This window comes from Escherichia sp. E3659, assembly GCF_005781135.1.
GTDB lineage: Bacteria > Pseudomonadota > Gammaproteobacteria > Enterobacterales > Enterobacteriaceae > Escherichia.
In genome coordinates this window covers 37388-62876 of sequence record NZ_VATQ01000028.1, presented here as the reverse complement: position 1 = coordinate 62876, position 25489 = coordinate 37388, and the positions used below count along the sequence as shown (strand labels likewise).

General features: G+C 52.5%; 27 protein-coding genes and 1 CRISPR repeat array. Of the genes, 17 read left to right on the top strand and 10 right to left on the bottom strand.

Annotated elements, in window-relative coordinates; translation table 11 throughout:
• Window position 1 precedes the first annotated feature (1 nt).
• Window positions 2-1064: direct repeats of the CRISPR family, unit length 26 nt; unit sequence TTCCCCGCGCCAGCGGGGATAAACCG.
• Between the two features lie 19 nt (window positions 1065-1083).
• Window positions 1084-2121, bottom strand: a complete 1038-nt coding sequence (iap, locus tag FEK47_RS19135) for an alkaline phosphatase isozyme conversion aminopeptidase (RefSeq protein WP_135487371.1) — start codon at window positions 2119-2121, stop codon at window positions 1084-1086.
• 250 nt (window positions 2122-2371) lie between these two features.
• Between iap and cysD the strand changes: the two genes are divergently transcribed.
• From cysD to rpoS, 12 genes are all read left to right on the top strand, one after another.
• Window positions 2372-3280, top strand: coding sequence for a sulfate adenylyltransferase subunit CysD (gene cysD / locus FEK47_RS19130; protein ID WP_130214490.1), 909 nt, complete (start codon window positions 2372-2374; stop codon window positions 3278-3280).
• A gap of 1 nt (window position 3281) precedes the next feature.
• Window positions 3282-4709, top strand: coding sequence for a sulfate adenylyltransferase subunit CysN (gene cysN / locus FEK47_RS19125; protein ID WP_138183321.1), 1428 nt, complete (start codon window positions 3282-3284; stop codon window positions 4707-4709).
• On the top strand, window positions 4709-5314 hold the full coding sequence (cysC, locus tag FEK47_RS19120; RefSeq protein WP_135487416.1) for an adenylyl-sulfate kinase: 606 nt from the start codon (window positions 4709-4711) through the stop codon (window positions 5312-5314). The genes cysN and cysC overlap by 1 nt, the downstream gene beginning before the upstream one ends.
• A gap of 49 nt (window positions 5315-5363) precedes the next feature.
• On the top strand, window positions 5364-5687 hold the full coding sequence (locus FEK47_RS19115; RefSeq protein ID WP_130221529.1) for a DUF3561 family protein: 324 nt from the start codon (window positions 5364-5366) through the stop codon (window positions 5685-5687).
• 193 nt (window positions 5688-5880) lie between these two features.
• Window positions 5881-6192, top strand: a complete 312-nt coding sequence (gene ftsB / locus FEK47_RS19110) for a cell division protein FtsB (protein ID WP_000517476.1) — start codon at window positions 5881-5883, stop codon at window positions 6190-6192.
• Window positions 6193-6210: 18 nt separating this feature from the next.
• The gene (gene ispD, locus FEK47_RS19105) at window positions 6211-6921 is read left to right on the top strand and encodes a 2-C-methyl-D-erythritol 4-phosphate cytidylyltransferase (protein ID WP_135487372.1); all 711 of its coding nucleotides are present in this window, start codon (window positions 6211-6213) and stop codon (window positions 6919-6921) included.
• Window positions 6921-7400, top strand: a complete 480-nt coding sequence (ispF, locus tag FEK47_RS19100) for a 2-C-methyl-D-erythritol 2,4-cyclodiphosphate synthase (protein WP_001219242.1) — start codon at window positions 6921-6923, stop codon at window positions 7398-7400. The genes ispD and ispF overlap by 1 nt, the downstream gene beginning before the upstream one ends.
• Window positions 7397-8446, top strand: a complete 1050-nt coding sequence (gene truD / locus FEK47_RS19095; RefSeq protein ID WP_135487373.1) for a tRNA pseudouridine(13) synthase TruD — start codon at window positions 7397-7399, stop codon at window positions 8444-8446. The genes ispF and truD overlap by 4 nt, the downstream gene beginning before the upstream one ends.
• Complete coding sequence (surE, locus tag FEK47_RS19090; RefSeq protein WP_001516955.1) at window positions 8427-9188, top strand: 5'/3'-nucleotidase SurE; 762 nt, start codon at window positions 8427-8429, stop codon at window positions 9186-9188. The genes truD and surE overlap by 20 nt, the downstream gene beginning before the upstream one ends.
• Window positions 9182-9808 carry a protein-L-isoaspartate O-methyltransferase gene (pcm, locus tag FEK47_RS19085; RefSeq protein ID WP_000254703.1) on the top strand — a complete coding sequence of 209 codons (627 nt, stop codon included), beginning with the start codon at window positions 9182-9184 and terminating at the stop codon, window positions 9806-9808. The genes surE and pcm overlap by 7 nt, the downstream gene beginning before the upstream one ends.
• A gap of 141 nt (window positions 9809-9949) precedes the next feature.
• Window positions 9950-11089 carry a murein hydrolase activator NlpD gene (nlpD, locus tag FEK47_RS19080; RefSeq protein WP_135487374.1) on the top strand — a complete coding sequence of 380 codons (1140 nt, stop codon included), beginning with the start codon at window positions 9950-9952 and terminating at the stop codon, window positions 11087-11089.
• A 62-nt stretch (window positions 11090-11151) separates the two neighbouring features.
• Complete coding sequence (gene rpoS, locus FEK47_RS19075) at window positions 11152-12144, top strand: RNA polymerase sigma factor RpoS (RefSeq protein WP_000081550.1); 993 nt, start codon at window positions 11152-11154, stop codon at window positions 12142-12144.
• Window positions 12145-12203: 59 nt separating this feature from the next.
• On the opposite strand, the gene FEK47_RS19070 is transcribed toward rpoS, so the two are convergent.
• Window positions 12204-12953 carry a hypothetical protein gene (locus FEK47_RS19070; RefSeq protein WP_135487375.1) on the bottom strand — a complete coding sequence of 250 codons (750 nt, stop codon included), beginning with the start codon at window positions 12951-12953 and terminating at the stop codon, window positions 12204-12206.
• Window positions 12954-13215: 262 nt separating this feature from the next.
• On the bottom strand, window positions 13216-13620 hold the full coding sequence (locus tag FEK47_RS19065) for a MarR family transcriptional regulator (protein ID WP_135487376.1): 405 nt from the start codon (window positions 13618-13620) through the stop codon (window positions 13216-13218).
• Between the two features lie 146 nt (window positions 13621-13766).
• On the opposite strand from FEK47_RS19065, the gene FEK47_RS19060 reads away from it, so the two are divergent.
• From FEK47_RS19060 to FEK47_RS19050, 3 genes are read left to right on the top strand one after another with little or no spacing between them, the layout of a single operon-like run.
• Complete coding sequence (locus tag FEK47_RS19060; RefSeq protein WP_130221533.1) at window positions 13767-14360, top strand: non-oxidative hydroxyarylic acid decarboxylases subunit B; 594 nt, start codon at window positions 13767-13769, stop codon at window positions 14358-14360.
• Window positions 14360-15787 carry a non-oxidative hydroxyarylic acid decarboxylases subunit C gene (locus FEK47_RS19055; protein WP_046081190.1) on the top strand — a complete coding sequence of 476 codons (1428 nt, stop codon included), beginning with the start codon at window positions 14360-14362 and terminating at the stop codon, window positions 15785-15787. Before FEK47_RS19060 ends, FEK47_RS19055 begins: the two co-directional genes overlap by 1 nt.
• A gap of 10 nt (window positions 15788-15797) precedes the next feature.
• Window positions 15798-16034, top strand: a complete 237-nt coding sequence (locus FEK47_RS19050) for a non-oxidative hydroxyarylic acid decarboxylases subunit D (protein ID WP_000562980.1) — start codon at window positions 15798-15800, stop codon at window positions 16032-16034.
• 40 nt (window positions 16035-16074) lie between these two features.
• Here the strand turns inward: FEK47_RS19050 and pphB are convergent, their stop codons facing one another.
• Together pphB and mutS are read right to left on the bottom strand one after the other, a co-directional pair.
• The gene (gene pphB, locus FEK47_RS19045; RefSeq protein WP_135487377.1) at window positions 16075-16731 is read right to left on the bottom strand and encodes a protein-serine/threonine phosphatase; all 657 of its coding nucleotides are present in this window, start codon (window positions 16729-16731) and stop codon (window positions 16075-16077) included.
• 105 nt (window positions 16732-16836) lie between these two features.
• Entirely contained in the window at window positions 16837-19398 is a 2562-nt protein-coding gene (gene mutS / locus FEK47_RS19040; RefSeq protein WP_135487378.1) for a DNA mismatch repair protein MutS, read from the bottom strand.
• A 75-nt stretch (window positions 19399-19473) separates the two neighbouring features.
• Here mutS and FEK47_RS25770 point away from each other — a divergent pair, with 75 nt between their 5' ends.
• Window positions 19474-19653 (top strand): hypothetical protein, encoded by a 180-nt coding sequence (locus FEK47_RS25770; protein WP_135403790.1) that lies wholly within the window; start codon window positions 19474-19476, stop codon window positions 19651-19653.
• A gap of 31 nt (window positions 19654-19684) precedes the next feature.
• The gene (locus tag FEK47_RS19030) at window positions 19685-20038 is read left to right on the top strand and encodes a nitrous oxide-stimulated promoter family protein (RefSeq protein WP_000015483.1); all 354 of its coding nucleotides are present in this window, start codon (window positions 19685-19687) and stop codon (window positions 20036-20038) included.
• 36 nt (window positions 20039-20074) lie between these two features.
• Here the strand turns inward: FEK47_RS19030 and flhA are convergent, their stop codons facing one another.
• The 5 genes from flhA to hypB form a co-directional block, all read right to left on the bottom strand.
• On the bottom strand, window positions 20075-22153 hold the full coding sequence (gene flhA, locus FEK47_RS19025) for a formate hydrogenlyase transcriptional activator FlhA (RefSeq protein ID WP_135487379.1): 2079 nt from the start codon (window positions 22151-22153) through the stop codon (window positions 20075-20077).
• Between the two features lie 71 nt (window positions 22154-22224).
• The gene (hypE, locus tag FEK47_RS19020) at window positions 22225-23235 is read right to left on the bottom strand and encodes a hydrogenase maturation carbamoyl dehydratase HypE (RefSeq protein ID WP_130207638.1); all 1011 of its coding nucleotides are present in this window, start codon (window positions 23233-23235) and stop codon (window positions 22225-22227) included.
• Window positions 23232-24353, bottom strand: coding sequence for a hydrogenase formation protein HypD (gene hypD, locus FEK47_RS19015; protein WP_130207636.1), 1122 nt, complete (start codon window positions 24351-24353; stop codon window positions 23232-23234). The genes hypE and hypD overlap by 4 nt, the downstream gene beginning before the upstream one ends.
• On the bottom strand, window positions 24353-24625 hold the full coding sequence (gene hypC, locus FEK47_RS19010; RefSeq protein WP_000334874.1) for a hydrogenase 3 maturation protein HypC: 273 nt from the start codon (window positions 24623-24625) through the stop codon (window positions 24353-24355). The genes hypD and hypC overlap by 1 nt, the downstream gene beginning before the upstream one ends.
• A complete protein-coding gene (hypB, locus tag FEK47_RS19005) occupies window positions 24616-25488 on the bottom strand; it encodes a hydrogenase nickel incorporation protein HypB (RefSeq protein WP_135487380.1) in 873 nt (290 codons plus the stop codon). The genes hypC and hypB overlap by 10 nt, the downstream gene beginning before the upstream one ends.
• Between the last annotated feature and the right edge of the window lies 1 nt (window position 25489).

The window sequence follows — 25489 nt, the reverse complement described above, 5'->3', positions numbered from 1 at the left end:
GTTCCCCGCGCCAGCGGGGATAAACCGGCACAATACAACTCCTTTCGTCTCGCAGTCAGGTGTTCCCCGCGCCAGCGGGGATAAACCGCGATAGTTTGATAATGTGTCATGATTAAATTGGTGTTCCCCGCGCCAGCGGGGATAAACCGACATACTTTGCAGGCGATCGGCAGCTCTGGAAGTGTTCCCCGCGCCAGCGGGGATAAACCGTTTCTAGCTATCGTATTCAGCGACTTAAAAGGGTGTTCCCCGCGCCAGCGGGGATAAACCGGTATTAATCAGCACCCTGTCATGATCTTTTTTGTGTTCCCCGCGCCAGCGGGGATAAACCGAGATGACGGGCAGGAAATCATCAAAGTCATACGTGTTCCCCGCGCCAGCGGGGATAAACCGGATGCGTTGTTGTATTTAGCCGCGATGGCGGTGTGTTCCCCGCGCCAGCGGGGATAAACCGTACGTTCGAAGCTGCTCAATACTCGCCTGGGAGTGTTCCCCGCGCCAGCGGGGATAAACCGTAGATTTTGTCCGGCTCAGGTGCGCCGATGGTGTGTTCCCCGCGCCAGCGGGGATAAACCGAAAGAACGTTTCAGCATAGCTCGCTTTATCAAGTGTTCCCCGCGCCAGCGGGGATAAACCGCGAATCCCAATTTTGGTGTCTCGGTTGGCGCTGAGTTCCCCGCGTCAGCGGGGATAAACCGTGTCGCGCAAGGCGATATAATCCCCTTTTCGCGAGTTCCCCGCGTCAGCGGGGATAAACCGGCCATCTATTCAGGGCGACTAAATGATGCTGTGAGTTCCCCGCGTCAGCGGGGATAAACCGGCAGAACGAGGCGTCAGTCTGCCGGAGATAATGAGTTCCCCGCGCCAGCGGGGATAAACCGCACGTAAACGACTGAGTGAGTACATAATCACAGAGTTCCCCGCGCCAGCGGGGATAAACCGGTGAGTTTTTATTTCTGATTAGGCGTAATCAGGTGTTCCCCGCGCCAGCGGGGTTAAACCGAGCGGGAGTGATTTAAAACCGGCGTTATACGTGTGTTCCCCGCGCCAGCGGGGAACTCCCAACTCCCATTTTCAACCCCATCAAGACGCCTTCGCCAGCTCCTTCACCAACGGTAGCATTATCCGCATAACATCACGGCAGCGGCGTTCTATTCTTCCAGGAAGTGCCTTATCTATATGCTGTTGATTATCCAGTCTTACGTCATGCCAGCTATTTCCTGCAGGGAATGCGGCTGTTTTTGCTCGTTGCTGATAACCATCCTTATTCCCAAGATTCCAGTTTGTCGCTTCCACCGAAAGTACAGCAATGCCCGCTTTGTCGAATATTTCTGCGTCATTACAACACCCAGTGCCTTTCGGATAGTTTTTATTCAAACCTGGATTTGTGGTAGCGGCAATTCGATGACTGCGGGCAATTGCCAGCGCCCGGTCGCGCGTTAATTTCCTTACTGCTTCAGGTGTTTTTACGCCACTGTTGAAATACAGCTTATCGCCAACAATCAGATTATCGAGGTTAACCACCAATAAAGTATTTTTCTTTTCGGTATCACTCATGCGCTTGAGTAAATTCTCAGCGCCTAATTTCCCTTCCTCTTCACCACTGGTGGCAATAAAACGAATCCCATACTCAGTCGGAATATCTTTCAGGCGTTCAGCCAGCTCCAGCATGACACCTAAACCTGCGGCATTATCATCCATTCCTTGTAACGTCAGCCCGCCGAGATTGGCATCTGCATCTGCGTCGCTCTGCGGGGCATAGGTATCCAGATGCGCCATAATGATGATCTGCTGCGGCGCTTTGCCTTCATGAGCGGCAATCACCGTACTTCCCGTCACGTTGTGCCAGTTTTTGCGGTTATCGCGTGCGGTATAAATATATCGGCTATTAAATGTTCGAATATCACTGCGGTAACCCATTTGCTGAAACTGTTGCCGAATATAATCGGCAGATAACATTTCTGCGGGTGTTCCGGTCATTCGTCCCGGAAAGAAAGTGGCAATATGTCGCGCCTGTGTATTGGCAAAATCACCAGGTTTAGGTGATGAGGCGTGAACGGGGAGAATAAAGCATACGCCGAGCGCCAGGGCAGCGGTACGGTGGCGCAATGCGGAAAACATAGTGAGTCCTTAAATACCATGCAAAATTTTTACCGCCATAGTATGAAACTGCCGCTGCGCTAAAACAATTTCAAATCTTCCTAAACGCCCGAAATTCGGTAGCTTAAGCACTTTTTGATATTTGCTTTGCCAAAGCGTTATTCCGTTAAGGAACTACTCATTCCAATTGGTAATTTCATTCGTTCTCCTGGGCTCCCTATAGTCGAAACATCTGATGGCAAGAAAATAGCGGTATTGCAAAGGAACGGTTATGGATCAAAAACGACTTACCCACCTGCGGCAACTGGAGGCGGAAAGCATCCACATCATTCGCGAGGTGGCGGCAGAATTCTCAAATCCGGTGATGCTCTACTCTATCGGTAAAGATTCCAGCGTCATGCTGCATCTGGCGCGCAAGGCGTTTTATCCAGGTACGCTGCCGTTCCCACTGCTGCATGTCGATACCGGCTGGAAATTCCGCGAGATGTATGAGTTCCGCGATCGTACGGCGAAAGCTTACGGCTGCGAGTTGCTGGTACATAAAAACCCGGAAGGCGTGGCAATGGGGATTAACCCGTTCGTGCACGGCAGCGCCAAACATACCGACATTATGAAAACCGAAGGTTTGAAACAGGCACTGAATAAATACGGTTTTGATGCCGCTTTCGGTGGCGCACGTCGCGATGAAGAGAAGTCCCGCGCCAAAGAACGAATCTACTCTTTCCGTGACCGATTTCATCGCTGGGATCCGAAAAACCAGCGTCCGGAGTTGTGGCACAACTATAACGGGCAGATCAACAAAGGCGAAAGCATCCGCGTCTTCCCGCTCTCTAACTGGACCGAGCAGGATATCTGGCAATACATCTGGCTGGAAAATATCGACATTGTTCCGCTGTATCTCGCTGCGGAACGTCCGGTTCTGGAACGCGACGGTATGTTGATGATGATTGATGACGACCGTATCGACCTGCAACCGGGTGAAGTGATTAAAAAACGGATGGTTCGCTTCCGCACGCTGGGCTGCTGGCCGCTGACCGGTGCGGTGGAGTCAAATGCACAAACGCTGCCGGAGATCATCGAAGAGATGCTGGTCTCCACCACCAGTGAGCGTCAGGGGCGCGTGATTGACCGCGACCAGGCAGGCTCTATGGAGCTGAAAAAACGTCAGGGGTATTTTTAAGATGAACACCGCACTTGCACAACAAATCGCCAATGAAGGCGGCGTCGAAGCCTGGATGATTGCGCAACAACATAAAAGCCTGCTGCGTTTTCTGACCTGTGGTAGCGTCGATGACGGCAAAAGTACCCTGATTGGTCGCCTGCTGCACGATACCCGCCAAATCTACGAAGATCAGCTCTCATCGCTGCATAACGACAGCAAACGACACGGCACCCAGGGCGAAAAACTGGATTTGGCATTGCTGGTGGATGGCCTGCAAGCGGAACGCGAACAGGGCATCACTATCGATGTGGCTTATCGCTATTTCTCCACCGAGAAGCGTAAATTTATTATCGCCGACACCCCTGGGCATGAGCAGTACACCCGCAATATGGCGACCGGCGCATCGACATGTGAACTGGCGATCTTACTGATCGATGCCCGTAAAGGCGTGCTCGATCAAACCCGTCGTCACAGTTTTATCTCCACACTGTTGGGGATCAAACATCTGGTCGTGGCGATCAACAAAATGGATCTGGTGGATTACAGTGAAGAGACATTCACCCGCATTCGTGAAGACTACCTGACTTTTGCCGAACAATTGCCGGGCAATCTGGATATTCGTTTTGTGCCTCTCTCTGCGCTGGAAGGCGACAATGTGGCTTCGCAAAGCGAAAGTCTGCCGTGGTACAGCGGACCGACACTGCTCGAAGTGCTGGAAACCGTGGAGATTCAGCGAGTGGTTGATGCCCAGCCGATGCGCTTCCCGGTTCAGTACGTTAACCGCCCGAATCTCGATTTTCGTGGCTATGCCGGAACGCTGGCATCCGGTCGTGTGGAAGTAGGGCAGCGTGTCAAAGTGCTGCCCTCTGGTGTGGAATCAAACGTCGCGCGGATCGTGACTTTTGATGGCGATCGCGAAGAAGCCTTTGCCGGAGAAGCGATCACCCTGGTGCTGACGGATGAGATCGATATCAGCCGTGGCGATCTGCTGCTGACAGCAGATGAAGCGTTACCGGCAGTGCAGAGCGCGTCAGTTGATGTGGTATGGATGGCGGAACAGCCGCTTTCCCCTGGCCAGAGTTACGACATCAAAATTGCCGGTAAGAAGACGCGTGCTCGTGTTGATGGCATTCGTTATCAGGTTGATATTAATAACCTTACCCAACGCGAAGTTGAAAACCTGCCGCTGAACGGCATCGGCCTCGTGGATCTCACCTTTGACGAGCCGCTGGTGTTAGATCGTTATCAACAAAATCCGGTGACGGGTGGGCTGATTTTTATCGATCGCCTGAGCAACGTGACTGTTGGCGCCGGTATGGTGCATGAGCCGAAAAATGAGGCCGCCGTTGCGCCGTCGGAATTTAGCGCGTTCGAGCTGGAACTGAATGCGTTAGTACGCCGCCACTTCCCGCACTGGGGCGCGCGCGATTTACTGGGAGGTAAATGATGGCGCTGCATGACGAAAACGTCGTCTGGCATAGCCACCCAGTAACTCCGCAACAGCGTGAACAACACCACGGCCATCGTGGTGTTGTACTGTGGTTTACCGGCCTCTCCGGTTCCGGTAAATCAACCGTCGCGGGCGCGCTGGAAGAAGCACTGCATAAACTCGGCGTCAGTACGTATTTGCTGGATGGTGACAACGTCCGCCACGGGTTATGTAGCGATCTCGGTTTTAGCGATGCCGATCGCAAAGAAAATATCCGTCGGGTAGGTGAAGTGGCGAATTTAATGGTTGAAGCCGGACTGGTGGTACTAACTGCATTTATTTCCCCACACCGTGGCGAACGTCAGATGGTTCGTGAACGTGTAGGGGAAGGACGGTTTATCGAAGTATTTGTCGATACGCCACTGGCGATTTGTGAAGCCCGCGATCCAAAAGGCTTGTATAAGAAAGCGCGTGCCGGTGAACTGCGCAACTTTACGGGAATAGACTCCGTTTACGAAGCGCCTGAATCGGCAGAAATTCATCTCAATGGTGAACAATTAGTAACAAATTTGGTTCAGCAATTATTAGATCTACTGAGACAGAACGATATTATCAGATCCTGAGACACCACCGGGTTTTCATGCCCGGTTCGTCAAAGTAACAGGATCAGATATGCGTAATAGCCATAACATTACACTAACAAATAGTGCCAGCCTTACCGAGGACGAAGAAACCACATGGTCGCTACCTGGGGCCGTGGTCGGTTTTGTGTCCTGGCTGTGTGCACTGGCGATTCCGATGTTAATTTATGGCTCTAACACGCTGTTTTTCTTTATCTACACCTGGCCTTTCTTTCTGGCGCTAATGCCTGTTGCGGTGGTGGTAGGTATTGCGCTGCACTCCTTGATGGACGGAAAATTACGCTACAGTATTGTTTTCACTTTTATCACCGTTGGCATTATGTTTGGTGCACTGTTTATGTGGTTGTTGGGCTAATCTGTTCTTTCCTGTTCATTCTGTCCATAATTCAAACCGTAACCAATAATGAGATTATGTTCTGCGCGCCCTGGGTATACGTAACAGTGGACAAATGTGGTACATTTGCCCGCGTTGTCGCGGTATCCCCAACAGAGGATGTAGAGTCGTCTTCGGATGCATGGGATGAGGATGCCGTTTTTCAGGGGGCAGGATGGGTAAACTAACGCTGCTGTTGCTGGCTATTCTGGTCTGGCTACAGTATTCGCTGTGGTTCGGTAAGAACGGTATACATGACTATACCCGCGTCAATGATGATGTGGCGGCACAGCAAGCTACAAACGCGAAACTTAAAGCGCGAAACGATCAGCTTTTTGCCGAAATTGACGATCTCAATGGCGGCCAGGAGGCGCTCGAAGAGCGTGCGCGTAATGAACTCAGCATGACCAGGCCGGGCGAAACTTTTTATCGTCTGGTGCCTGACGCGTCGAAGCGCGCGCAGTCTGCGGGGCAAAACAATCGATAAATCAGCCCAGGAATTAACATGGCAACCACTCATTTGGATGTTTGCGCCGTGGTTCCGGCGGCCGGATTTGGCCGCCGAATGCAAACGGAATGTCCTAAGCAATATCTCTCAATCGGTAATCAAACCATTCTTGAACACTCGGTGCATGCGCTGCTGGCGCATCCCCGGGTGACGCGTGTCGTCATTGCAATAAGCCCTGGCGATAACCGCTTTGCTCAACTTCCTCTGGCGAATCATCCGCAAATCACTGTTGTTGATGGTGGTGAAGAGCGTGCTAATTCCGTGCTGGCAGGTCTGAAAGCCGCTGGCGATGTGCAGTGGGTACTGGTGCATGACGCCGCTCGCCCTTGTCTGCATCAGGATGACCTCGCGCGTCTGTTGGCGTTGGGCGAAACCAGCCGCACGGGAGGGATCCTCGCCGCGCCGGTGCGCGATACGATGAAACGCGCCGAGCCAGGCAAAAATGCCATTGCTCACACCGTTGATCGCAACGGCTTATGGCACGCGCTTACGCCGCAATTTTTCCCTCGTGAGCTGTTACATGACTGCCTGACACGCGCTTTAAATGAAGGCGCTACCATTACTGACGAAGCCTCAGCGCTGGAATACTGCGGTTTTCATCCGCAGCTTGTCGAAGGCCGAGCGGATAACATTAAAGTCACGCGCCCGGAAGATTTGGCGCTTGCCGAATTTTACCTCACCCGAACCATCCATCAGGAGAATACATAATGCGAATTGGACACGGTTTTGATGTTCACGCCTTTGGCGGCGAAGGCCCAATTATCATTGGTGGCGTGCGCATCCCTTATGAAAAAGGGCTGCTGGCACATTCTGATGGCGACGTGGCGCTGCACGCGCTGACCGATGCATTACTTGGTGCAGCGGCGCTGGGGGATATCGGCAAGCTATTCCCGGATACAGATCCGGCATTTAAAGGCGCTGACAGCCGAGAGCTGCTACGCGAAGCCTGGCGACGCATTCAGGCGAAGGGCTATACCCTCGGCAACGTCGATGTCACTATCATCGCTCAGGCACCGAAGATGCTGCCACATATTCCACAAATGCGCGTGTTTATTGCCGAAGATCTCGGCTGCCATATGGATGATGTTAACGTGAAAGCCACTACTACGGAAAAACTCGGATTTACCGGACGTGGGGAAGGGATTGCCTGTGAAGCGGTGGCGCTACTCATTAAGGCAACAAAATGATTGAATTTGATAATCTCACTTACCTCCACGGCAAACCGCAAGGAACCGGGCTGCTGAAAGCCAACCCGGAAGACTTTGTGGTGGTGGAAGATTTAGGCTTTGAGCCTGATGGTGAAGGTGAGCATATCCTGGTGCGAATCCTCAAAAACGGTTGCAATACCCGTTTTGTGGCCGACGCACTGGCGAAATTCCTGAAAATTCATGCCCGTGAAGTCAGCTTCGCTGGGCAAAAAGACAAACATGCCGTTACGGAACAATGGTTATGCGCTCGGGTACCGGGCAAAGAGATGCCTGATCTGAGCGCGTTTCAACTGGAAGGCTGCCAGGTACTGGAGTATGCGCGCCACAAACGTAAACTGCGTTTAGGGGCGCTGAAAGGCAATGCCTTTACCCTGGTGCTGCGAGAAGTGAGCAATCGTGATGACGTAGAACAGCGACTGATCGATATTTGCGTGAAAGGTGTACCGAATTACTTTGGCGCGCAACGTTTTGGTATTGGTGGTAGTAATTTGCAGGGCGCGTTGCGCTGGGCGCAAACCAATACTCCGGTGCGCGATCGCAATAAGCGTAGTTTTTGGTTGTCGGCAGCTCGTAGTGCGTTGTTTAATCAGATTGTTGCTGAGCGTCTCAAAAAAGCAGAAGTTAATCAGGTTGTTGACGGTGATGCGCTACAATTAGCCGGGCGCGGCAGCTGGTTTGTTGCCACTAACGAAGAACTGGTGGAATTACAGCGTCGCGTGAACGATAAAGAGCTGTTAATTACAGCTGCAATGCCGGGTAGCGGCGAATGGGGAACCCAGCGTGAGGCGCTGGCATTCGAACAAGCAGCTGTCGCCGAAGAAACTGAATTACAAGCCTTACTGGTGCGCGAAAAAGTTGAGGCGGCGCGCAGAGCGATGCTGTTATATCCGCAACAATTAAGCTGGAACTGGTGGGATGACGTCACCGTCGAAATCCGTTTCTGGCTTCCGGCAGGAAGCTTTGCAACCAGCGTTGTCAGGGAACTTATCAACACAACAGGTGATTATGCGCATATTGCTGAGTAATGATGACGGGGTACATGCGCCCGGTATACAAACGCTGGCGAAAGCTCTGCGTGAGTTTGCTGACGTTCAGGTGGTCGCCCCCGATCGTAATCGCAGCGGCGCTTCAAATTCCCTGACGCTGGAATCCTCCCTGCGCACGTTTACCTTTGAAAATGGTGATATCGCCGTGCAAATGGGAACCCCGACCGATTGTGTCTATCTTGGCGTGAATGCTCTGATGCGTCCGCGCCCGGATATTGTGGTTTCGGGTATTAACGCCGGGCCGAATCTGGGGGATGATGTTATTTATTCCGGCACGGTAGCCGCCGCGATGGAAGGCCGTCATTTAGGCTTTCCGGCGCTGGCCGTTTCACTTGACGGGCATAAACATTACGACACTGCTGCAGCGGTCACCTGTTCCATTTTGCGCGCACTGTGTAAAGAGCCGCTGCGTACCGGACGTATTCTCAATATCAACGTACCTGATTTACCGCTGGATCAGATTAAAGGTATCCGCGTGACTCGCTGCGGTACACGACATCCGGCAGATCAAGTGATTCCGCAGCAGGATCCGCGCGGTAATACGCTGTACTGGATTGGCCCGCCGGGCGGTAAGTGTGATGCCGGTCCGGGGACCGATTTTGCTGCGGTAGATGAAGGCTACGTCTCCATCACGCCGCTGCATGTAGATTTAACCGCGCACAACGCGCAAGATGTGGTTTCAGACTGGTTAAACAGCGTGGGAGTTGGCACGCAATGGTAAGCAGACGCGTACAAGCACTTCTGGATCAATTACGTGCGCAAGGTATTCAGGATGAGCAGGTGCTTAATGCACTTGCTGCCGTGCCGCGTGAAAAATTCATCGATGAAGCGTTTGAACAAAAAGCCTGGGACAATATCGCGTTGCCGATAGGTCAGGGGCAGACAATTTCGCAGCCGTATATGGTGGCGCGAATGACTGAATTACTTGAACTGACGCCGCAGTCGCGAGTGCTGGAGATCGGCACTGGTTCAGGATATCAAACAGCAATTCTGGCACATCTTGTCCAGCATGTATGCTCGGTCGAGCGGATTAAAGGATTGCAGTGGCAGGCGCGCAGACGTCTGAAAAATCTTGATTTACACAATGTTTCAACCCGTCACGGCGATGGATGGCAAGGTTGGCAAGCACGTGCGCCGTTTGACGCTATCATTGTAACGGCTGCACCGCCCGAAATCCCGACAGCGTTAATGACGCAACTGGATGAAGGCGGCATTCTCGTCTTACCCGTAGGGGAAGAGCACCAGTATTTAAAGCGGGTGCGTCGTCGGGGAGGCGAATTTATTATCGACACCGTGGAGGCTGTGCGCTTTGTTCCCTTAGTAAAGGGGGAGCTGGCTTAGCGCGTGAGGAAAATACCTGGAATTTTCCTGGTTATTTTGCAGCAGGTCAGCGTATCGTGAACATCTTTTCCAGTGTTCAGTAGGGTGCCTTGCACGGTAATTATGTCACTGGTTATTAACCAATTTTTTCCTGGGGGATAAATGAGCGCGGGAAGCCCAAAATTCACCGTTCGCCGTATTGCGGCTTTGTCACTGGTTTCGTTATGGTTGGCTAGCTGTTCTGACACTTCAAATCCACCGGCACCGGTCAGCTCCGTCAATGGCAATGCGCCTGCAAATACTAATTCTGGTATGTTGATTACGCCGCCACCGAAGATGGGGACGACGTCTACAACGCAGCAACCGCAAATTCAGCCGGTACAACAGCCACAAATTCAATCGGCTCAACAGCCGCAAATCCAACCGGTACAGCCTGTTGCCCAACAACCTGTGCAAATGGAAAACGGACGCATCGTCTATAACCGTCAGTACGGGAATATTCCGAAAGGCAGTTATAGCGGCAGTACTTACACCGTGAAAAAAGGCGACACGCTTTTCTATATCGCCTGGATTACCGGCAACGATTTCCGTGACCTTGCCCAACGCAATAATATTCAGGCGCCTTACGCTCTGAACGTAGGTCAGACCTTACAAGTGGGGAATGCTTCCGGTACGCCAATCACTGGCGGAAATGCCATTACCCAGGCCGATGCAGCAGAGCAAGGAGTTGTGATCAAGCCTGCACAAAATTCCACCGTTGCTGTTGCGTCGCAACCGACAATTACGTATTCTGAATCTTCGGGTGAACAGAGTGCTAACAAAATGTTGCCGAACAACAAGCCAACTGCGACCACGGTCACAGCGCCTGTAACGGTACCAACAGCAAGCACAACCGAGCCAACTGTCAGCAGTACAACAACCAGTACGCCGATCTCCACCTGGCGCTGGCCGACTGAGGGCAAAGTGATTGAAACCTTTGGCGCTTCTGAGGGAGGCAACAAGGGGATTGATATCGCAGGTAGCAAAGGACAGGCAATTATCGCGACCGCAGATGGCCGCGTTGTTTATGCCGGTAATGCGCTGCGCGGCTACGGTAATCTGATTATCATCAAACATAATGATGATTACCTGAGTGCCTACGCCCATAACGACACAATGCTGGTCCGGGAACAACAAGAAGTTAAGGCGGGGCAAAAAATAGCGACCATGGGTAGCACCGGAACCAGTTCAACACGCTTGCATTTTGAAATTCGTTACAAGGGGAAATCCGTAAACCCGCTGCGTTATTTGCCGCAGCGATAAATCGGCGGAACCAGGCTTTTGCTTGAATGTTCCGTCAAGGGATCACGGGTAGGAGCCACCTTATGAGTCAGAATACGCTGAAAGTTCATGATTTAAATGAAGACGCGGAATTTGATGAGAATGGAGTTGAGGTTTTTGACGAAAAGGCCTTAGTTGAAGAGGAACCCAGTGATAACGATTTGGCCGAAGAGGAGCTGTTATCGCAGGGCGCAACACAGCGTGTGCTGGACGCGACTCAGCTTTATCTTGGTGAGATTGGTTATTCGCCACTGTTAACGGCCGAAGAAGAAGTTTATTTTGCGCGTCGCGCACTGCGTGGTGATGTCGCCTCTCGCCGCCGGATGATCGAGAGTAACTTGCGTCTGGTGGTAAAAATTGCCCGCCGTTATGGCAATCGTGGTCTGGCGCTGCTGGACCTTATCGAAGAGGGTAACCTGGGGCTGATCCGCGCGGTTGAGAAGTTTGACCCGGAACGTGGTTTCCGCTTCTCAACTTACGCAACCTGGTGGATTCGCCAGACGATCGAACGGGCCATTATGAACCAAACCCGTACTATTCGTTTGCCGATTCACATCGTAAAGGAGCTGAACGTTTACCTGCGAACCGCACGTGAGTTGTCCCATAAGCTGGACCACGAACCGAGTGCGGAAGAGATCGCAGAGCAACTGGATAAGCCAGTTGATGACGTCAGCCGTATGCTTCGTCTTAACGAGCGCATTACCTCGGTAGACACCCCATTGGGTGGTGATTCCGAAAAAGCGTTGCTGGATATCCTGGCCGATGAAAAAGAGAACGGTCCGGAAGACACCACGCAAGATGACGATATGAAACAAAGCATCGTCAAATGGCTGTTCGAACTGAACGCCAAGCAGCGTGAAGTGCTGGCACGTCGATTCGGTTTGCTGGGGTACGAAGCGGCAACACTGGAAGATGTAGGTCGTGAAATTGGCCTCACCCGTGAACGTGTTCGCCAGATTCAGGTTGAAGGCCTGCGCCGTCTGCGTGAGATTTTGCAGACTCAGGGGCTGAATATCGAAGCGCTGTTCCGCGAATAAGCAAGCATCTGTCAGAAAGGCCAGTCTCAAGTGAGGCTGGCCTTTTTTCTTTTGTCAGCTCAATCTACACGTTGATGGTAACGTCCATCTCTGACGGTAAATTTTTCCCGGCATAGATGACTACTATCGTATTGTCCCGCGTCCATTGGCGTGACACATCGTACAGTCTGATGTAGTCCGTAGTTTTTAATAAACATCACCATATTGCGATTTGGTTTTTTGTGAGAGGTTTCTGTTGTTCTCCAGAGATGGCAATGAGTTTCGCCAGGTGCAATAAGTTTTACCGGCCATGGTGTTGTGCCACTACGCCATATTATCCCCGCATCATCAACATCCAACATCGGGCCGAAGAATCCCCAGGGAAGAATTTCGTGCAGATTAACGTAACGAAAACAGTCTTCCTTTCCGCAATAGCGATGTGTCACAACTTCATCTGGTGTACGAAACCAGGTATTTTCATGAAGAAATTCATGACCAATATTGGCAATAGCGGCAATATCGGGTTTGAACCAGAGCTGATCCTTGCCCTGGTCTATTGCTAAAGTGGAGATGACGGGGCGTCCATCAATAAAAGAGAGTAAGCGCGGTATTGATGTCAGGTGTTTTTTTTGCCAACGGTTGATACCCATTTGCTGTGCAGCATGACTGTTTTGCTGCCAAAAAAGATAAGACGTTGCTTTTGATTCGCCAGTATAGAAAAACGCATCAGCGGGCAATGTTGTACGAACAGTTCCTTTGCCTTGAAAACTGACTTCCCGAACAAAAAAATCAAGAAATAACACAGGGCGAGGAAGTTGAATAGGAGTCATTAAATATACCAAACCAATGTCGTAAGGTTGAAAATGATTTCGTTTTTATTCTATTAGTTTGATAAGTATAAATATGCACCTCAATGTTTACCATGGTTATTCCTGGTGTTGGCTGGAAAAGATCTCAAGTTTGATTAATTACCAGAACCAGAAGGGATAGTACCCTTATTGCGTGGGGAACGTCGTCAAGCCCATCCAGGCTGCGTAAATCCGGCTTTGTGCTGATAGGTGGGGAATCCTCGGTATTTACTGCGGGGAACTTTCACACCATCATCTTGCGTACCAACTGCACAAACAGCTCCTGCTCATCTCTACTCAAGCGCCCCAAAAATTCTTCATCCACGCCGTCACCAATGGGGATAGCCGCCGCGAGTACCTTTTCCCCTTCCGCAGTCAGCCAGACAAAGCGCCGTCGCTTATCGACGGTGTCATGCTCTCGTCTGACCAGGCCACGATTTTCCATTCTTGCCAGAATTTCCGCCAGCGTAGCCTTAGTGCTGACAGCTGCTTCTATCAGCGCAACCTGCTCTATACCGGGTTGTTCAGCAATAGCGCGCATTACCGCGTACTGCGGTTTAGTCAGGTCAGGTAGCTCATGCTGCCAGCGAGACGTGTGTTGCTGAAAAAGCTGTCGTAACTGATGGAACGCTTTATTTCGTAACGCCATGTAAACTCCGGGCTAACTTTCTGTCGCTATCATAGCTGTTTTTCAGTGACGAAGGGGATGTTGTTACTTTTCTGCACTTGCCGCTACGTGAATAGAAGGGTATGTTAATAATAACGTTCGTGTACGAACAATTAAGGGAATAAAAAATGAGACTGATCGTCGGGATGACTGGGGCTACAGGTGCGCCTCTTGGTGTGGCATTACTGCAAGCACTAAAGAAGATGCCCGGTGTTGAAACACATCTCGTGATGTCGAAGTGGGCGAAAACTACCATTGAACTGGAAACGCCCTACAGCGTCCACGATGTCGCGGCCCTGGCAGACTATTGCCATAACCCGGCGGATCAGGCGGCGACTATCTCCTCAGGTTCCTTTCGTACCGATGGCATGATCGTTATTCCGTGCAGCATGAAGACGCTGGCTGGTATCCGTGCTGGCTATGCCGATGGGCTGGTGGGGCGCGCTGCTGATGTTGTTCTCAAAGAAGGGCGCAAGCTGGTGCTGGTGCCGCGTGAAATGCCGCTCAGTACTATCCACCTTGAAAATATGCTCGCGCTTTCCCGTATGGGCGTGGCGATGATACCACCCATGCCTGCCTTCTATAACCATCCCGAAACGGTAGATGACATTGTCCACCACGTGGTTGCCCGCGTGATGGATCAGTTTGGCCTCGAACATCCTCAAGCCAGGCGCTGGCAAGGATTGCCGCAGTCCGGGAGTTTTTCTCTGGAGAATGAATAATGGCTTTTGATGATTTACGCAGCTTTTTACAGGCACTCGACGACCAGGGGCAATTGCTGAAAATCAGTGAAGAGGTTAACGCCGAGCCAGATCTGGCCGCTGCTGCCAACGCCACCGGGCGTATCGGCGACGGCGCACCCGCGCTGTGGTTTGATAATATTCGCGGCTTTACCGATGCGCGAGTGGCGATGAACACCATCGGTTCCTGGCAGAACCACGCGATTTCCCTCGGCCTGCCGCCGAACACGCCGGTTAAAAAACAGATTGATGAGTTTATCCGCCGCTGGGATAACTTCCCGATTGCCCCGGAGCGCCGCGCAAATCCAGCCTGGGCGCAGAACACTGTCGATGGCGAAGAGATTAACCTGTTCGATATTCTGCCGCTGTTTCGCCTGAACGATGGCGATGGCGGTTTCTATCTCGATAAAGCCTGCGTGGTTTCCCGCGATCCGCTCGACCCGGATAACTTCGGCAAGCAGAATGTCGGCATCTACCGTATGGAAGTGAAGGGCAAGCGTAAGCTCGGCCTGCAACCGGTGCCAATGCACGATATCGCCCTGCATCTGCATAAAGCGGAAGAGCGTGGCGAAGATTTGCCGATAGCCATCACCCTTGGTAACGATCCGATCATCACGCTGATGGGCGCTACACCGCTGAAATACGATCAGTCTGAGTACGAAATGGCGGGCGCACTGCGCGAAAGCCCATACCCGATCGCCACCGCCCCGCTGACCGGTTTTGATGTGCCGTGGGGCTCGGAAGTAATCCTCGAAGGGGTTATCGAAAGCCGCAAACGCGAGATTGAAGGGCCGTTCGGTGAGTTTACCGGCCACTACTCCGGCGGGCGCAACATGACCGTGGTGCGCATCGATAAAGTCTCTTACCGCACAAAACCGATTTTCGAATCGCTCTATCTCGGTATGCCGTGGACCGAAATCGACTACCTGATGGGGCCAGCCACCTGTGTGCCGCTGTATCAGCAACTGAAAGCTGAGTTCCCGGAAGTACAGGCGGTAAACGCCATGTACACCCACGGCCTGCTAGCGATTATCTCCACCAAAAAACGCTACGGCGGCTTTGCCCGCGCGGTGGGCCTGCGTGCGATGACCACGCCGCACGGTCTGGGCTATGTGAAGATGGTGATTATGGTCGATGAAGACGTTGATCCGTTCAACCTGCCGCAGGTGATGTGGGCGCTCTCCTCGAAAGTGAACCCGGCAGGGGATTTGGTGCAGTTGCCGAATATGTCCGTGCTGGAACTCGACCCAGGCTCAAGCCCGGCGGGGATCACCGACAAGTTGATTATTGACGCCACCACGCCTGTCGCCCCGGACAACCGTGGTCACTACAGCCAGCCGGTGGTGGATTTGCCGGAAACCAAAGCCTGGGCTGAAAAACTGACCGCTATGCTGGCCGCACGTAAATAAGGAGAACAAGATGATTTGTCCACGTTGTGCCGATGAACAGATTGAAGTGATGGCGAAATCACCGGTGAAAGATGTCTGGACGGTATATCAGTGCCAGCACTGCCTTTATACCTGGCGCGATACCGAACCGCTACGCCGCACCAGCCGTGAACATTATCCGGAGGCGTTTCGTATGACGCAGAAAGATATTGATGACGCGCCGATGGTGCCGAGCATTCCGCCGCTGCTGGCGGCAGATAAGCGTTAATAAAATATGCCGGGTAAAGGCTTTACTTTACCCGGCTACGTTATTTAATTTTATAAAACGACAGGCGTCCGCTTTTCGGCGATCCGGTATCAATGTAAATCTGGTTAGCGAACGTCTGAATGTTATCAAACATCATATGTCCAAATATAAAATAGTCAGCGCCGTTTATTTTTTGTAACTCGCCATTAAGCGATTTCTGCACACGATCAACAGGCCAGAGTAATTCACTTTCCGCTATTTTTTTACCAAAGAGATATTCATCACCCGGATAATCCGCATGTGCGATGACATATTTTATTATGTCGTTGGTAATTTCAATAATATGCGGAAGTTTATGGAATCTCAATAACAGATCTATTGCCTCTTGTTGTTCCGTATCATTTAAATCAAAAAACCAGTCGCCGCCGCTGGCTAACCACATATTACCATCACCTGTAGCGAACGCATCAAGCGCCATCGCTTCGTGGTTGCCTTTTACGGTGTTAAACCAGGGCTGGTTTAACAGGCGCAGCACATTAAGACTCTCCGGCCCACGATCAATGTTATCGCCTGTTGAAATAAGCAAGTCAGTTTCGGGACAAAAAGATAATTGATGTAAACGGGATTGTAATAATTGATAATCCCCATGAATATCACCAACGGCCCATATATGGCGATAGTGATGGGCATTGATTTTTTGATAGCGTGTAGATGGCATGGTTTTACCCTGTAAAATAAGCTTTCCTATTATACAGGGTATTTTTATTTGATTCGTCAGTTGTCGTTAATATTCCCGATAGCAAAAGACTATCGGGAATTATTTTTACACCAGACTCTTCAACCGATAAATCCACTCTAACGCCTGACGCGGGGTGAGTGAATCCGGATCAAGATTTTCCAGAGCTTCGACCGCAGGCGAAGTTTCTTCTGGTACTGATAGCAAAGACATCTGCGTACCATCTACCTGCGTCGCGGCGGCGTTCGGCGAAATGCTTTCCAGCTCACGCAGTTTTTGCCGTGCGCGCTTAATCACCTCTTTCGGCACGCCCGCCAGAGCGGCAACCGCCAGGCCGTAGCTTTTGCTCGCCGCGCCGTCCTGCACGCTGTGCATAAAGGCAATGGTGTCGCCGTGCTCCAGCGCATCGAGATGCACGTTGGCGACGCCTTCCATTTTCTCCGGTAGCTGGGTCAGCTCGAAATAGTGGGTGGCAAACAGCGTCAATGCCTTAATCTTATTCGCCAGATTTTCCGCACACGCCCATGCCAGCGACAGACCATCGTAAGTGGACGTCCCGCGCCCGATCTCATCCATCAACACCAGACTGTACTCGGTGGCGTTATGCAGAATATTAGCGGTTTCGGTCATCTCCACCATAAAGGTTGAACGCCCGGATGCCAGATCGTCCGCCGCGCCCACACGGGTAAAGATACGGTCAATCGGGCCAATCTCGACTTTTTGTGCCGGTACATAGCTGCCGATATAGGCCATCAGCGCAATCAGTGCGGTCTGGCGCATATAGGTACTTTTACCGCCCATGTTCGGACCGGTAATAATCAACATCCGACGCTGTGGCGACAGGTTCAGCGGGTTAGCGATAAACGGCTCATTCAGTACCTGTTCAACCACCGGATGGCGGCCTTCGGTAATGCGAATGCCGGGTTTATCAATAAAGGTCGGGCAGGTGTAGTTCAGGGTATAGGCCCGTTCCGCCAGGTTCACCAGCACGTCGAGTTCCGCCAGCGCGCTCGCGCTCTGTTGCAGCGCTTCCAGATGCGGCAACAGCAGGTCGAACAACTCTTCATAAAGCTGTTTTTCCAGTGCCAGTGCTTTGCCTTTTGAAGTGAGGACTTTGTCTTCGTACTCTTTCAGCTCTGGAATAATGTAACGTTCAGCGTTTTTCAGCGTCTGGCGACGCATGTAGTTGATTGGTGCCAGATGGCTTTGTCCACGGCTGATCTGAATGTAATAACCATGAACCGCGTTAAAGCCAACTTTTAGCGTGTCCAGGCCGGTACGTTCACGCTCGCGGACTTCCAGACGCTCCAGATAATCGGTCGCGCCGTCAGCCAGCGCGCGCCACTCATCCAGCTCTTCGTTATAGCCCGATGCGATAACACCACCGTCGCGTACCAGCACCGGCGGTGTGTCGATGATTGCTCGCTCCAGCAGATCGCGCAGCTCGGCAAACTCGCCCATCTTCTCACGTAGCGCCTGTACCGGTGCACTATCGACATTTTCTAACTGCGCACGCAGCTCCGGCAGTTGCTGGAAAGCGTGGCGCATACGGGCGAGATCGCGTGGGCGAGCAGTTCGTAAAGCCAGACGTGCCAGAATACGCTCCAGATCGCCCACCTGACGCAGTACCGGCTGCAGCTCGGCGGTGAAATCCTGCAATGCGCCAATAGTTTGCTGGCGCTCAAGCAACACGCGGGTGTCGCGCACTGGCATATGCAGCCAGCGTTTCAGCATACGGCTGCCCATCGGCGTGACGGTACAATCGAGCACTGAAGCCAGCGTATTCTCCGCACCGCCCGCCAGGTTCTGGGTGATTTCCAGGTTACGACGCGTCGCGGCATCCATAATGATGCTGTCCTGCTCACGTTCCATGGTGATAGAACGAATATGCGGCAGGGTCGTGCGTTGGGTATCTTTCGCATACTGCAACAGGCAACCGGCAGCACAAAGCCCGCGTGGCGCATTCTCGACGCCGAAACCAATCAGATCACGAGTGCCAAATTGCAGGTTCAACTGCTGGCGCGCGGTGTCGATTTCAAACTCCCACAGCGGGCGACGACGCAGGCCGCGACGACCTTCAATCAGCGACATCTCGGCGAAATCTTCTGCATACAGCAGTTCCGCCGGATTGGTGCGTTGCAGCTCTGCCGCCATCGTTTCGCGGTCAGCCGGTTCGCTCAGACGAAAACGCCCGGAGCTGATATCCAGCGTCGCGTAGCCGAAACCTTTGCTGTCCTGCCAGATAGCCGCCAGCAGGTTATCCTGACGCTCCTGCAACAGGGCTTCATCGCTGATGGTGCCTGGCGTAACGATACGGACAACTTTGCGCTCAACCGGACCTTTGCTGGTCGCCGGATCACCGATTTGTTCACAAATCGCAACCGACTCACCTTGATTCACCAGTTTGGCGAGATAGTTCTCCACTGCATGGTAGGGAATACCCGCCATCGGGATCGGCTCGCCCGCAGACGCGCCGCGTTTGGTCAGCGAAATATCCAGCAGCTGTGACGCCCGTTTTGCGTCGTCATAAAACAGCTCGTAAAAGTCACCCATCCGGTAGAACAGCAGGATCTCCGGATGCTGGGCTTTCAGCTTGAGATACTGCTGCATCATTGGTGTATGGGCGTCGAAATTTTCTATTACACTCATGGAATTAGATCCGGTTCCCTGATGTTAAATGTAGTGTGATGGTTTTTATTTTCGTTGTAATCACATAAGGCGCACATGATACCGGAGTTAATCATTTCAGGGGAAGACGCGAAAGGTGAGTTCTTGATGCCGGTTCCGCGAAAAATGCTGCTTTGCAGCTTTTGCGTGATGACTATGAAACAAGATCGCAAAATTACATCGGTTGAAGAAACCTCCTCCTTCAGAGCCATAGTCCCCTTTAAAATTAAGTTGTAATATAAATGCACCTTAAGAGTATGGAGGCAGCATGTCCGGCAAGCGTATCTCTCGTGAAAAACTGACGATTAAAAAAATGATCGATCTTTATCAAGCGAAATGCCCGCAGGCGTCAGCGGAGCCGGAGCATTACGAGGCGTTGTTTGCTTACGCGCAAAAACGGCTGGATAAATGTGTGTTTGGCGAAGAGAAACCCGCCTGTAAACAGTGTCCGGTGCACTGTTACCAGCCTGCGAAGCGTGAAGAGATGAAGCAGATTATGCGGTGGGCCGGGCCGCGAATGCTGTGGCGTCATCCGATCTTAACCGTGCGTCATCTGATTGATGACAAACGCCCAGTGCCAGAACTGCCGGAAAAATATCGTCCGAAAAAACCTCGTGAATAGTATGCCGGACAGGCAGATCTGTCCGGCAATTTGCAGTTAAACCAATGCCGCTTTATCAATCCCCAGCCGTTTCATCCGTGACAGCAGGGTGGTGCGTTTTAACCCCAGACGTTGTGCAGCGCCTTTTGGCCCGGCAACCACGCCATTAGTCTCTTTTAATACGCGGACAATCAGTTGATATTCATCCTCGCCTTCCTGGGCGACGACCGTCGCGGCCGGCGGTGTTTCAGGCTCTGAAAGAGGGATATCGGGTAAAGAGAGTTGTAGAACGTTACCGCGAGTCAGCAACACCGCGCGCTCAATGACGTTTTCCAGTTCGCGCACGTTACCTGGCCATTCCATATTGCTCAATGCGCGCAGAGTCTCGGCAGGAATGCTGTCAATATTACGACCCAGGCGGCGGGCAATTTTAAATGTAAAGGCTTTAGCCAGCAGCGGAATATCTTCTGGGCGCTCGCGCAGCGGCGGCAGATGAATCGGGAAGACGTTCAGGCGGTAGTAGAGATCGCTACGGAACTCGCGGTCAGCGACCATTTTTTTCAGATCGCGGTTAGTCGCGGCGATTAAACGCACGTCCGTCTGAATGATTTTGTTGCTGCCGAGGCGTTCGAATTCCTGTTCCTGCAATACGCGCAGCAACTTCGGCTGTAACTCCAGCGGCATATCGCCCACTTCATCGAGGAACAGCGAGCTTTTATCCGCCAGTTCAAAACGACCAATGCGCTGAGCGCTGGCACCAGTAAAGGCACCACGCTCATGACCAAACAGGTCACTTTCCAGTAATCCGGCAGGCATGGCGGCGCAGTTCATCTTCACCATTCGCCGACCATTGCGGTTGCTAAGATTGTGGATCGCGCGGGCAATCAGTTCCTTACCCGTCCCCGTTTCACCGAGAATGAGTACGGTACTGTCGCTTTGCGCTACCATCTCAACCTGCTTGAGCACGCTATACATGGCTTCGCTGCGACCAATAATCTCGCCAAATTCGCTATCCACATTATTGAGCTGTTCGGTCAGAGCAAGGTTTTCATCAACCAGGCGCTCTTTCAGACGGTGGATTTCCTGATAGGCGAGGGCGTTATCCACGGCAATCGCCACACGTTCAGCAATCTGGCGCAGCAAACTCAGGTTAGTGGTGGTAAAGGTTTTCTCTTCGCACTGCGCCAGTTTCAGCACGCCCAGCATGGTGTTGCCAGACATCAACGGTAGCAGGCACAGTGTCTGGATCTGGTTGCCCCAGGTGTCGAACAACATGCGTTCGTAGGGGGCTAAATCGTCTCGCTCGTGGAGATTAAGCAGCAGCATCTCTTTGCTTTTAAATACGCGCTCGGTGAGGGTTCCGGCCTCATCAACTTCACTCTGTTCGTGAGTGGGATGCTGTTTATCGAGATAGTGAGTGGAGTAAACGTTGAGTTTGTTTTTGCGGTGGCTGCGTAAAACGATGCTGATATCGTCGATATCGAAGTAGTAGTGGATTTCTTTAGCCACTTCGCTGACCAGCTCGTCCATGTCCAGGCGAGAAAGTACCGCGTTGGTGATGGCAACCAGAATGCGGAAGTTATCCCGTTCCCGGCATAGCAGTTCGTAGTCGACATTGTTGATGACGCGACTCTGAATTTGCTCGCTGACAACAGAAACAATCTGCGTAAATGTTTGCAGTCGATTGAACTCTTTTTCGCTCCACGGGCGATCGTCATAACGAATAAATTCACAGGCGCCAAAAATATGTCCTTCTGCGGCCTGCGGCATCAGGCAATAGTGACCAAATTTGGGGTATAGCCCACTCGTAGCCAGTTGCGGCCAGGTGTCACAAAATTCTTCGTAGCTGCAGTGCAGTGTGTCAGGGCGCGATAAAATGCTGCGCACCGGACCATGTGCCAGAATGGTTTCGTCTTCGTATTTAATGGGATTGTCTTTGTCACGCGACGCGTAATAAGTCGCACGTTGAGTCTGCGCTTGCCACAACACAATAGCTGCGTTGTCGGCGAGCGCAGATCGCTTTACCAGTTGCGAAAGAGCCTCACACAGCGAGGCCAGATCGGGCTGCTGCAATAGTGTCCGAGTGATGTCGAACAACCCTTGTTGCCCGAGATCACTCATCGGTGTATACGACATGTTGTTCTTCCAGGAAAGCACCGCTAAGCGGTGCAAAAGGTAAATGACAAATTCCAGGGGCTAGATTTTTTTTAGCATATACGAGGTAGTGGTTCGGCGTGTGGTAGATCGAGAGTTCGTTTCACGCCATAAAGCCCAGCGAGACGAACACCTTTACGCTCAACCACTTCGCCAATTAATGCTGCATCTTGTCCCAGTGGGTGGGAACGCAGCGCCGCCAGCACTTGCTCTGCCGCGTTACGCTCTACAGCAATCACCAGCTTACCTTCGTTGGCAAAGTTGAGGGCATCCAGGCCCAGCAATTCGCAAACGCCACGCACGGCAGGTTTAACCGGCAGCGCTGCTTCTGAAAGTTCAATACCGCAACCGCAGGCTGCGGCGAACTCATGAACTACCGCGTTCACTCCACCACGGGTAGCATCGCGCAGCGCTTTCACGCCGGGAATGTCGCGCAGCGTCTGAATCAGCGGCGTCAGTACCGCGCAATCGCTGACCAGTTCGCCGTCCAGCCCCAGCTGCTCGCGCAGGTTAAGGATAGTTGCTCCGTGGTCGCCGAGCGTACCGCTAACCAGCAGAACATCGCCTGCGGTGAGAGTTTGTGCTCCCCAGTGAATATTCGCCGGGATCGCACCCATGCCTGCGGTGTTGATAAACAGTTTATCTGCCGCCCCACGCTGTACCACTTTAGTGTCGCCAGTGACGATGGCGATTCCTGCCGCGCGGGCGGTTTCTGCCATGCTGGTCACTACCGCTTTCAACGTCTCCATCGGCAATCCTTCTTCGAGGATAAATCCACAGGAAAGATAACGTGGGATAGCGCCGCTGACCGCAACGTCATTGGCCGTGCCGCAAATCGCCAGCTTGCCGATATTACCGCCAGGGAAGAACAGCGGGTCGATGACGTAGCTGTCAGTGGAGAAAGCCAGACGATCGCCTTCTGCCATTAATTGCGCCAGGTCAAGACGAGCCTGATCTTCCTGTTCTGCCAGCCACGGATTAGCAAACGCCTCCATAAACAGGCTGTTGATTAATTGCTGCATCGCCTGGCCGCCGCTGCCGTGGGCGAGTTGGATATTATTCACACTTCACTCTCCTGCTGACGATACTGATACCATGCGGCACATGCTCCTTCGGAGGAAACCATAAGTGCGCCGAACGCGGTTTGAGGATTACAGGTGTTACCAAACAGCGGGCATTGATGCGGCTTACATTTGCCGGTCAATACTTCACCACAACGTGCGCGCGGGTCATCACAAACCTGCTGCGGTGCCGGGCGGAAATGTGCTTCGGCATCGAATCGTTGATAATCCGGCGTCAGGTGCACACCAGAAGATTCAATCACGCCTAAGCCGCGCCATTCGCTGTCGCCATTGACGCAGAAGACGTCAGCAATCGCCTGTTGTGCCAGCAAATTACCCGCATCTGGCACCACTCGCCGGTACTGATTCTCTACCTTGCTGTGGGCCGCTATTTTCTGCTCTACCAGCATCACCACGCCTTGCAGTAGATCAAGTGGTTCGAAACCAGCGACCACCAGAGGACGATGAAAATCGCTGGCGATAAAATTATAGGCGTCGGTGCCAATTACCATACTGACGTGGCCCGGCGCGAGGAACGCGTCGATGCCATTGTCCGGCTGTTCCAGCAAACTGCGCAGCGTGGGGATCAGCGTAATGTGCTGGCAGAAGAAGTAAAAATTCTGCACATCGCGGGCTTTTGCCTGTTGCAGCGTGATTGCGGTGGTCGGCATGGTGGTTTCAAACCCTAAGCCGAAGAACACCACTTTACGAGTTGGATTCTCCTGCGCCAGTTTCAACGCATCCATTGGCGAGTAGACGATGCGCACATCAGCACCGCGTGCTTTTGCCTGCAACAACGACCCCTGTTTCCCCGGTACGCGCATGGCGTCGCCAAAGGTACAGAAGATGACTTCAGGATGGCTGGCAATCTCCACGCAGGTGTCGATTCTGCCCATCGGCAGAACGCACACCGGGCAACCAGGTCCGTGGATAAACTCAACGTTTTCCGGCAGTAACTGGTCGAGGCCGAATTTAAAGATGGCGTGGGTATGACCGCCGCACACTTCCATAATCCGCAGAGGGCGTTCGGCGGTGTATGAAAGATGTGAAGCACGTTCGCGCAGATGCTCAATTAACTGCATCACCTGTTCCGGCGCGCGATATTCATCAACAAAACGCATTATTTTTCCTCGCCATACAACAGCGCACCGACATCCGGCTCAACATCAAACATATTTTGTAAGGCGTCGAGAGTGTCACGCGCTTCGGCTTCATTAATTACGCTCATGGCAAAGCCAACGTGAACCAGTACCCACTGGCCCACGCGTGGCTGACCGTTTTCATCGCAGCTGCCGACTAGCGTTAAATCGACATCGCGCTGAATGCCACAGACGTCGACTTTCGCCAGGTTGCCGTCAATGGTGCGAATCTGGCCAGGAACGCCTATGCACATCGCTGTGCCTCCAGCCAGTTCAGCCACTGGTCCATCCCTTCGCCGCTGGTGGCGGAAATAAGGATGATTTCAATTTCTGGATTGACTTCGCGGGCGCAGGCGATGCACTTCTCAACGTCAAAGTTGAGATACGGCAGCAAGTCAACTTTGTTGAGCAGCATCAGCGAGGCGGCGGCAAACATATGCGGATATTTCAGCGGTTTGTCTTCACCTTCGGTAACGGAAAGCACCGCCACTTTGTGTTTTTCACCGAGATCGAAGCTGGCCGGGCATACCAGGTTGCCAACGTTTTCGATAAACAGAATACCGTTATCGGCCAGTGGCAGGCGCGGTGAGGCATCAGCGATCATCTGGGCATCGAGATGGCAGCCTTTACCGGTATTCACCTGAATCGCTGGTGTGCCGGTAGCGCGAATGCGGGCGGCATCGTTCACGGTTTGCTGGTCGCCTTCAATAACCGCGCACGGAACGCTGTCTTTCAGGCGCATTAAGGTTTCCGTCAGCAGGGTGGTTTTACCGGAACCAGGGCTGGAAACCAGGTTGAGCACCAGTTGCTTGCGAGCAGCAAAGCGCGCGCGGTTGCGTTCAGCCAGACGGTTGTTTTTGTCCAGCACGTCAATTTCAACTTCCAGCATCCGTCGCTGGCTCATGCCCGGTGCGTGAGTGCCCGCTTCGCCATGACCGTAATGCAGGTCGCCTTCTTCAGTCTGGCTGGGGGTAAATTCAGGCGCTTTAATGCCGGTGATTTTCATCTTCGGCCGTGCCGCCGGGGCAAATGGCGCGCTACGAAACGCGGAATGAGGGTTATGTTCATCACCCTCGATATACAAGTTGCCTTCACCGCAACCGCATGTTGTACACATC